Origin of the sequence: Oligella sp. HMSC09E12 (assembly GCF_001808505.1) — a bacterium.
Classification (GTDB): Bacteria; Pseudomonadota; Gammaproteobacteria; order Burkholderiales; family Burkholderiaceae_B; genus Oligella; species Oligella urethralis.
This window is the reverse complement of sequence record NZ_KV793603.1, coordinates 19,484-27,851: the sequence shown is the minus strand read 5'-3', so window position 1 is coordinate 27,851 and position 8,368 is coordinate 19,484. Positions and strand designations below refer to the sequence as shown.

Annotated in this window: 7 protein-coding genes; 3 read left to right on the top strand and 4 right to left on the bottom strand. The window is 46.5% G+C overall.

Features of this window, described 5'->3' with window-relative positions:
- Positions 1–82 precede the first annotated feature (82 nt).
- The 4 genes from yidC to rpmH form a co-directional block, all read right to left on the bottom strand.
- Entirely contained in the window at positions 83–1,744 is a 1,662-nt protein-coding gene (gene yidC, locus HMPREF3179_RS09310; RefSeq protein WP_036559798.1) for a membrane protein insertase YidC, read from the bottom strand.
- A 115-nt stretch (positions 1,745–1,859) separates the two neighbouring features.
- Positions 1,860–2,090 (bottom strand): membrane protein insertion efficiency factor YidD, encoded by a 231-nt coding sequence (gene yidD, locus HMPREF3179_RS09305; RefSeq protein ID WP_048767342.1) that lies wholly within the window; start codon positions 2,088–2,090, stop codon positions 1,860–1,862.
- 12 nt (positions 2,091–2,102) lie between these two features.
- A complete protein-coding gene (gene rnpA / locus HMPREF3179_RS09300) occupies positions 2,103–2,465 on the bottom strand; it encodes a ribonuclease P protein component (RefSeq protein WP_036559796.1) in 363 nt (120 codons plus the stop codon).
- Positions 2,466–2,566: 101 nt separating this feature from the next.
- A complete protein-coding gene (rpmH, locus tag HMPREF3179_RS09295; RefSeq protein WP_018027072.1) occupies positions 2,567–2,701 on the bottom strand; it encodes a 50S ribosomal protein L34 in 135 nt (44 codons plus the stop codon).
- A gap of 323 nt (positions 2,702–3,024) precedes the next feature.
- Here rpmH and dnaA point away from each other — a divergent pair, with 323 nt between their 5' ends.
- The 3 genes from dnaA to gyrB are packed head-to-tail and all read left to right on the top strand — an operon-like array spanning position 3,025 to position 8,314.
- Positions 3,025–4,677: a chromosomal replication initiator protein DnaA gene (gene dnaA / locus HMPREF3179_RS09290; protein ID WP_036559793.1), complete on the top strand. Its 1,653-nt coding sequence runs from the start codon at positions 3,025–3,027 to the stop codon at positions 4,675–4,677.
- Between the two features lie 16 nt (positions 4,678–4,693).
- Positions 4,694–5,848: a DNA polymerase III subunit beta gene (gene dnaN, locus HMPREF3179_RS09285; protein WP_048767348.1), complete on the top strand. Its 1,155-nt coding sequence runs from the start codon at positions 4,694–4,696 to the stop codon at positions 5,846–5,848.
- Positions 5,849–5,863: 15 nt separating this feature from the next.
- Positions 5,864–8,314, top strand: a complete 2,451-nt coding sequence (gene gyrB / locus HMPREF3179_RS09280; protein WP_070470873.1) for a DNA topoisomerase (ATP-hydrolyzing) subunit B — start codon at positions 5,864–5,866, stop codon at positions 8,312–8,314.
- Positions 8,315–8,368 lie beyond the last annotated feature (54 nt).

Below are 8,368 nucleotides of genomic sequence, written 5' to 3'. Positions count from 1 at the left end.
GGGTTTGCCAACCTCGCTGGGCAAACATACAAAAAAGCCGAGAAATCCATTCTCGGCTTTTAAGTCACAGCATTAAGCGTAATTACATCTTACTATCGTTAGATGCCCGTGCTAAGCGGCGGGTAATATACTGCTGCTGCATGATGGAGAGGATGTTATTCACAACCCAGTAAAGTACTAGACCGGCTGGGAACATAAACATCATGGCACCGAAGACTAACGGCATAATCATCATGATACGCGCTTGCATTGGATCCGGTGGGGTAGGATTCAATTTAAACTGCAAGAACATCGTTGCTGTCATGATGGCCGGTAGGATAAAGTACGGATCGGCCACGGCTAAGTCCTGAATCCATAGAATCCATGGTGCACCACGTAGCTCCACACTGGCTAAAATCACGCGATAGAGGGTTAGGAAAATCGGGATCTGCAATAGTATGGGTAAGCAGCCGCCGAGGGGATTAATTTTTTCTGTACGGTATAGCTCCATCATGGCCTGATTGACTTTCTGACGATCGTCACCGTATTGTTCCTTAATGGCTTGCATGCGTGGACCGACATTTTTCATGCGGGCCATGGAGCGATAGCTTGCGGCTGACAGTGGGTACAGAATAATCTTGATGATAATGGTCAAGACTACAATTGTCCAACCCCAGTTACCGATAAAAGAATATAACCAGGTCATGAACTTAAACATGGGTTTGGCGATGATGGTTAGCCAACCGTAGTCAACCACTAAATCTAAGCCTGTACTAATTTCAGACAGCTGCTCTTGCGCTTGTGGGCCGACCCAAAGGACAGAATTGCTGCTTACTGTGGCCTCAGGCTGAATGGTGCCTAAAGGCTCAATTGCACTGATGGCGTAGAGATTACTAGCGATTTTACGTATATTGTAATGACGCTCTTTACCTTCTTCAGGCACCCAAGCAGTCACAAAGAAGTGCTGAATAAAGCTAATCCAGCCGTCATTAGTGTGACTAGCATGGGACAGATTGTTTTTATCAATATCGGAAAAAGAGATTTTTTCGAAGCGATTTTGATCCGTGTACATGGCAAAACCGGAGAAGGTCTTATAGAAATAGGTACCGCCGGGTGCGTCATGATTATCACGGGTGATTTGTAAGTAGAGCGAAGGTGTTTGTGGTTCAGCGCTGATATTGCTTACGCTGTCATTCACATCGATTTTAAAAGAACCGCGATGGAAAGTGTAGGTACGGGTCAGTTTTAAACCGTCGCTTTCAGCTTCAAACACAACCGCTAGGGTATCACCGCTCATCTCGGTCTCGTTGGAGACCATACGGAAAATGGTGTTTTGATTAGGGTAGTTTTTACCTGCATCACCGATCAGGCCGCTCTGCACGGTGTACGTATTTTCACCGTTTTCCAATAGTACAAAATTATGTACAGCATCAGGATCTTCGGGGCGGCTCAGATACAGTTCAGCACCGACAATTTGCGCTCCCTTGGTATCAAAGGAGAGATTAAATAAATCGGTACGAACATTAATAATTTCCTGTCCAGCCGTTGCTGCGCTGTCAGCCATGGGTGTCAGCTGTTGAGTACCATTGGTACCGCTGGCAGAAGGAATGGGGGTAGGCGTTGCAAGATCGGGTTGACGAGCGTCCTGCAATTGTTGTTCAGTCGGTTGTGGAAGGGGTGGATTGCGATAGCTCATCCAGTTATTCCAAATCATGAACAAAGAAAATACAAAAATCATCCAAAGGATGGAGCGTCTAGTATCCATTAGTTATTTCTTGCTAAATCGATGGGAAAATGTGCTGTCAAACAACATAACAGTTTAACCCACATTAGTCCTTTGCTATTTATAAAAAGCGTGGTTGATGGAAAAGCCATAGCCTTTAGCTACCTTTTTTAGGGGGGACCGGATCGTGTCCGCCTTTAAAAAAACCATTGCAGCGCGCAATGCGTTTAGTCCCTAACCATAATCCCTTGCACACGCCATGCGTTTCAATTGCCTCAATCATATAGTTTGAGCAGCTCGGTGTAAAGCGACATGATTGGCCGATCCAAGGACTCAGAAAATATTGGTAGCAGCGAATCGGCAAGATAAACAGTTGTTTTAAGCGCATCACCGTCTCCTTCTATTTAGCTGAATCAAATAAGCTATCAAGCTCTTGGCGCGTGATTTTTTTCAATTCAGTCAAAGAACAAGCGGGAATTTTGCAATGCAGTCGAACCACATAGTCTCCGGGCGCAAGCTCGTGGCGACGCACTCGAAAGGATTCTCGAATGACGCGTTTTATGGCATTGCGACTGGCCGCCTTTGGCGCATGACGTTTGGCAATAACTAAACCGAGTCTGGCGCTGCTGTCGGGCGCAGAGTAGTGGATATATCGATTGAGCATAAAAAACGCCCCTCGACCAATTCGCTTACCCCGTAGGGCTTGAGTGAATTCGTTGGGGCGCAGTAGGCGCGCAGATTTAGGAAATTTGGCGCCACTCATCGCTTTTAGGACCTGTTATTGCAGAGATCTTGGAAGTACCGGAATAGCTATCTCACCAAGGGTGCGACAGGAAAACTGCTTAATCTGAGCTTGAGCTATGATTAAACAGCTAAGCGCTTACGACCTTTAGCGCGACGTGCATTAATCACAGCACGACCGCCTTTGGTTTTCATGCGAACACGGAAACCGTGAGTGCGTTTGCGACGAGTAACTGATGGTTGATAAGTACGTTTCATGTCAAAATTCCTTAATTTTTAATAATTAATTAGGTGAGGCAATTAATTTATTGGTCGCTACTTTTTTGCTTTATTTGTATGCTTGATATTAGAGCAATAAACTAATGACCTAAAAGCTAAATTAGTGAAAACTATAAATTATCGCTAAAAAAAGTAATAAAGTCAATCGACTACGTCATAATTATGACTTAAAAGCAGCAAATAGGTGGCGAATACCGTCTTGTTTTTTGATTTATCCACAATCTATCCACATTGTGGATAACTTTATCTCGGCAGAGTAAAATAGTCTACTCTTTTTAATCATGCCTACGGTGATTTGTTGTATGAGTGATTTTTGGTCGCATTGCTTTTCTGTGCTTGCTCAGGAGTACCCTGTTGAGCAAGTCAATGCGTGGATTGAACCGTTAGACTTCGAGTCTTTTGATGAGGCTTCGGGTGTGTTGACGCTGTCGGCACCTAATCCGATTAAGCAAAAGTGGGCTAGAGACTCTTATGCGGCACGTATTAAGGCAATTGCTGAGGCGTGGTATGAGCGTTCGGATATTCAGGTAGATATTTTATTAGTTGGTGCGCGTGCTGCACGTCCAGTAACCAGAGCGCCGGCGCCTACCCCATCCGCGGCGACGATTGCGGTGGAGTCTGCCACTGAGGCGGTTGCCGAGTCTACTGGTAAATCGACAAAATTACTTGAAGCGGTTGAGTTAGCACGTCAAGCCGCCGCCTTAGCACAAGCTAAAAAGCAGCAAGCGGCGGCTACTGCTGATCGTGCTAGCGAGTCTGCGCCTGATTTATCGGAGGTGATTGGAGCACTCAAGGAGTTGTATCCTGAGGCAGAGAGCGATAGCGCAACGGATGAAGACATCACGATGCCCGCAGTGCGTATTGAGAGCTTGGATGAGGATGCTTTAGTTGCCGAATTAAATTACCAAGACGCCTATGAAAAAACCAATTTATTAAAGGAATTAAGCTTTGATACCTTGGTTGAGGGCCGTTCTAATGCGCTTGTGGTGACCGCCGCTAAAAAGATTGTGGATGATTATTCGGGTAATGAGCTGAGTTATAACCCTTTTTATATTTATGGCGCCACGGGTTTAGGTAAGACGCACGTGATGCATGCGATGGGCAATGCCATTTTAAAAAAGAAGCCCGGTTTACGGATTCGCTATATTCACGCCAATGAGTATTTCACGAGTATGGTGGATTCGATTAAGCGCAAGACCAATGATGCTTGGCAGCGTGATTATTTAAATTTGGATGTGTTATTAATTGATGATATCCAATTCTTTAGTGGTAAAGAGCGCACGCAATTAGAGTTCTTCCATATTTTTGAAAGAATGGTGCGGGATAATAAGCAGATTGTGATTACCTCGGATACGTATCCGCGGCAGTTGCAGGATATGAATCCGCGCTTAACCACGCGCTTTGATTCCGGTCTATCGGTTAGTGTGGAGCCGCCGGAGCTAGAGTTGCGGGTGGCGATTTTACATAAAAAGGCAGAGGACCATCGCGAATTTAGATTACTTGATGAGTCGGCATTTTTTATTGCTAAGCATGTGCGTAGTAATGTACGAGAGTTGGAAGGGGCCTTGACCAAGGTCATTGCTTATGCAGGGTTTTACGGTAATAAGGACTTAACCGTAGAAATTTGTCGCGGCGCCCTTAAAGATTTATTAAGTGCATCCATTGGACAGATTACAATTGAGAATATTCAGAAAACCGTTGCAGAATACTATAAAATCAAAGTATCCGATATGCAATCAAAGCGTCGTCAGCGCAATATCGTTGTACCACGTCATATTGCTATGTATTTAGCCAAGGAATTGACACAAAAGAGTCTTAACGAAATCGCTGATTATTTTGGTGGCAGGGATCATAGTACAGTGCTCAGTGCGGTCAATAAAATCAGCAAGGAAAGAATGAGTGATCAAGAGCTTAACCATCATTTACGCGTTTTAGAGCAATCACTAAAGGGATAATTACAAAGGGAAAGTCATGCAATTACTAAAGGCGAGTAGTGAAGTTTTAATCAAGCCGCTCAACACGGTGATAGGTATTGTTGAGCGTCGTAGCACGATGCCGATTTTAGCCAATATTTTAATTAAAAAAACTGGCAATCGCGTGGAGTTTACCACCACTGACTTAGAGGTAGAAATTACCACCACCGCCGATATTGGTGTGGGTGAGGAATCCGCTTTAGTGACGGTGTCGGCACGTAAGTTTTTGGAGGTTCTACGCACCTTACCGAGCGGTGGCATGGTGGATATTACGCTGGAGGATGCGAAGCTACAGATCGTGTGTGGTCGCAGCCGCTTTAGCTTGCATACGATGCCAGGCGAGGACTTTCCGCAGGTGGATCAGCCCGAGAGCTGGCAACAGCCAGACAGCGTTGAGGCGATTCCAGATACCTTTGTATTACCTCAAAAAACACTTAAACGCTTATTTAATATGGTGTCCTTTGCCATGGCTAAGCAGGACATTCGCTACTATTTAAATGGTATCCTGTTAGTGGTGGAGCCGGATAGCGTGCGTGCCGTGGCCACTGATGGTCACCGTTTGGCCCATCTGGCTGAGGCTATTGAGACCCCACTTACAGAGGAGCGACAATTGATTTTACCGGCCAAGACGGTGATTGAATTGCAGCGTTTATTAGATGAGTCTGATGAGCCGGTATCTATCAGTCTCAATAAGGGCGCTAAGCATTCACAAATTCGCTTTGCCTTTGGCGATGTGGTGTTGGTGTCTAAGCTTATCGAGGGTCGTTTCCCTGATTATAAACGCGTTATTCCGACCGATTACGAGCGTCATTTGACCATTAATCGCGAGGAGCTACAATCGAATCTTCAGCGTAGCCGTATTTTGGTGGCTAATGACCGTCTGCACGGAATTAAGCTAAGCTTTAATGACAATCAACTTAAGATTTTCGCTACCAACCAGGAGCAAGAGGAAGCGATTAATAGTTTAGCCATTGATTACAGCTACGAGCCGTTGGAAATTGGCTTCAATGTGAATTATTTACTCGATGCACTGTCCGTGATCAAGGATGAGGATATTATCGTATCGCTCAAGCCTATCTCGGGTTCATCAGTCATCATCAACTTAAAAAGCGACGATAACTTCAAATATGTCGTGATGCCATTGCGCATTTAATCAATCAGTAAAATTATGAGCGAAAACACAGAAAATATTCAATCCCAAGGCTATGGTGCCGGTAGTATTCAGGTCCTCAAAGGACTGGAGGCGGTGCGTAAACGTCCGGGGATGTATATCGGTGATACCTCCGACGGTACGGGTCTACATCATATGGTCTTTGAGGTCGTCGATAACTCAATTGACGAGGCCTTAGCCGGTTTTTGTGATGATATTGTTGTCACCATTCATACGGACGGTTCAATTTCTGTTGTGGATAATGGTCGCGGTATTCCGACGGATGTGATGCCAAGTGATGAGCATCAACGTAGTGCCGCTGAAATTGTGATGACCGAGCTGCACGCCGGTGGTAAGTTTGACCAAAACAGTTATAAGGTGTCTGGTGGCTTACATGGCGTGGGTGTGGCGTGTGTTAACGCGTTATCCGAGTGGTTGCGTTTAACCATTCGACGTGACGGCAAGGTGCATCAAATTGAATTTGCTAAGGGGGTACCACAGGGTCCTTTAGAGGTGGTGGGTACCACGGACAAAACAGGCACCAAGGTGCAGTATTTAGCGGATGTGGGTATTTTCTCATCGATTGAGTATCACTGGGATATCCTCTCCAAGCGTTTACGTGAGCTGTCTTTTTTAAATAACGGGGTCAGTATTCGTCTAGTTGACGAGATTAACGGTCGCGAGGAGAATTTCGCCTACGCCGGTGGGGTGCAGGGTTTTGTGGAGTTTATTAACAAAAGCCGTAGCACCATTCACGATACGATTTTTTATAGCTCATCGGAGTCTGAAGCTGGTGGGGTTAATGTCGGCGTGGATGTGGCGATGCAGTGGAATGACGGTTATAACGAGCAGGTGCTTTGTTTTACCAATAATATTCCACAGCGTGATGGTGGTTCACACCTGACCGGCTTGCGCGCTGCAATGACCCGCGTGATTAATAAATACATCGCTGATAATGACTTAGCTAAGCGCGCCAAGGTAGCCACTCAGGGTGAGGATATTCGCGAGGGTTTAGCGTGTGTCTTATCAGTCAAAGTACCTGAGCCAAAGTTTAGTAGTCAGACCAAAGACCGCTTAGTATCTAGTGAGGTGAGACCAGCGGTTGAGGAGGCGCTCAGCAAAAGTCTAGAGACCTGGTTACTAGAAAACCCGCAGGATGCGCGTGCTATTTGTGAAAAGGTGGTGCAGGCGGCAACGGCGCGTGAAGCTGCTCGTCGCGCACGTGAAGGTACCCGTCGCAAGGGCTTATTAGAGGGTGCCGGTTTACCGGGTAAATTAGCGGATTGTCAGGAACGGGATCCGGCTAAGTCCGAGCTTTATATCGTGGAGGGTGACTCGGCGGGTGGCTCGGCTAAGCAGGGCCGTGATCGTAAGTTCCAAGCGATTTTACCTCTCCGCGGTAAGGTCTTAAATGTGGAAAAGGCACGCTTTGATCGCTTAATCACAAGTGATCAAATTACGACCTTGATTACTGCCTTGGGCACCAGTATTGGTCCAGAGTTTGATATTTCCAAGTTACGCTATCATCGCATTATTATCATGACGGATGCGGACGTGGATGGTGCGCATATTCGAACCTTGTTATTGACCTTATTTTATCGCCAAATGCCAGAGTTAATTGAGCGCGGTTATGTGTATATTGCGCAGCCACCACTGTATAAGGTGAAGCTTGGCCGCGAGGAGCGTTATCTCAAGGATGAGATGGAAGAGCTTGCCTTTATGGAGGAAGTGGCGCTGCGAGATGCGGCAATTATTCCTTATGAGGGGGCAGAGCCGATTGAAGGTGAGACGCTAAAGAACATGTTCGAGCTTTACAATGAAGTGGCGACGGTCACCGAGCGTTTGTCGCGTAACTACGATATGGATACTTTATCGGTGATCGCCGAGGGGGTAGCGATTGATTTAAGTAGTGAAGCGGCTGCTCAACGGAGTATGGATGATTTGGCTGCGGCACTGGTCGATCCGGCGCATCCCCATTTGCTGAGCTTTAGCTTGGATTACGATCAGGAGTTGAATAAGCATCGTATTCTGGTGAATCGTAATCATCACGGCAATATCCGTGTGACTGTGTTGGACAGTGAGTTCGTGCAGAGTAAGGACTATGCTTTGTTAAAGCGTGCTGCCGAGACTTTCGCTGGTTTGATCGGCGAGCGTGCGGTGGTTTATCGGGGTGAGGGTGAACGTCGTCGTCAGGAGCGTATTAATGACTTCCGCGATGCGGTCAGATGGCTCACTGCTGAGGCCGAGCGTCAGGTCACTAAGCAGCGTTATAAGGGTCTGGGTGAGATGAATCCCGAGCAATTGTGGGAGACGACGATGAACCCTGAGGTACGTCGCTTACTACGTGTGCAGATCGAAGACGCCATCACGGCGGATATCGTCTTTAGCACTTTGATGGGCGATCAGGTGGAGCCTCGACGTGCCTTTATTGAGGAAAATGCGCTATTGGCGGCAAACTTAGACGTGTAGTTTAGGTGTAGGTTTCTCCAGGCAAATGGCTGAGTTTCTTAAGCGGAACTCAGC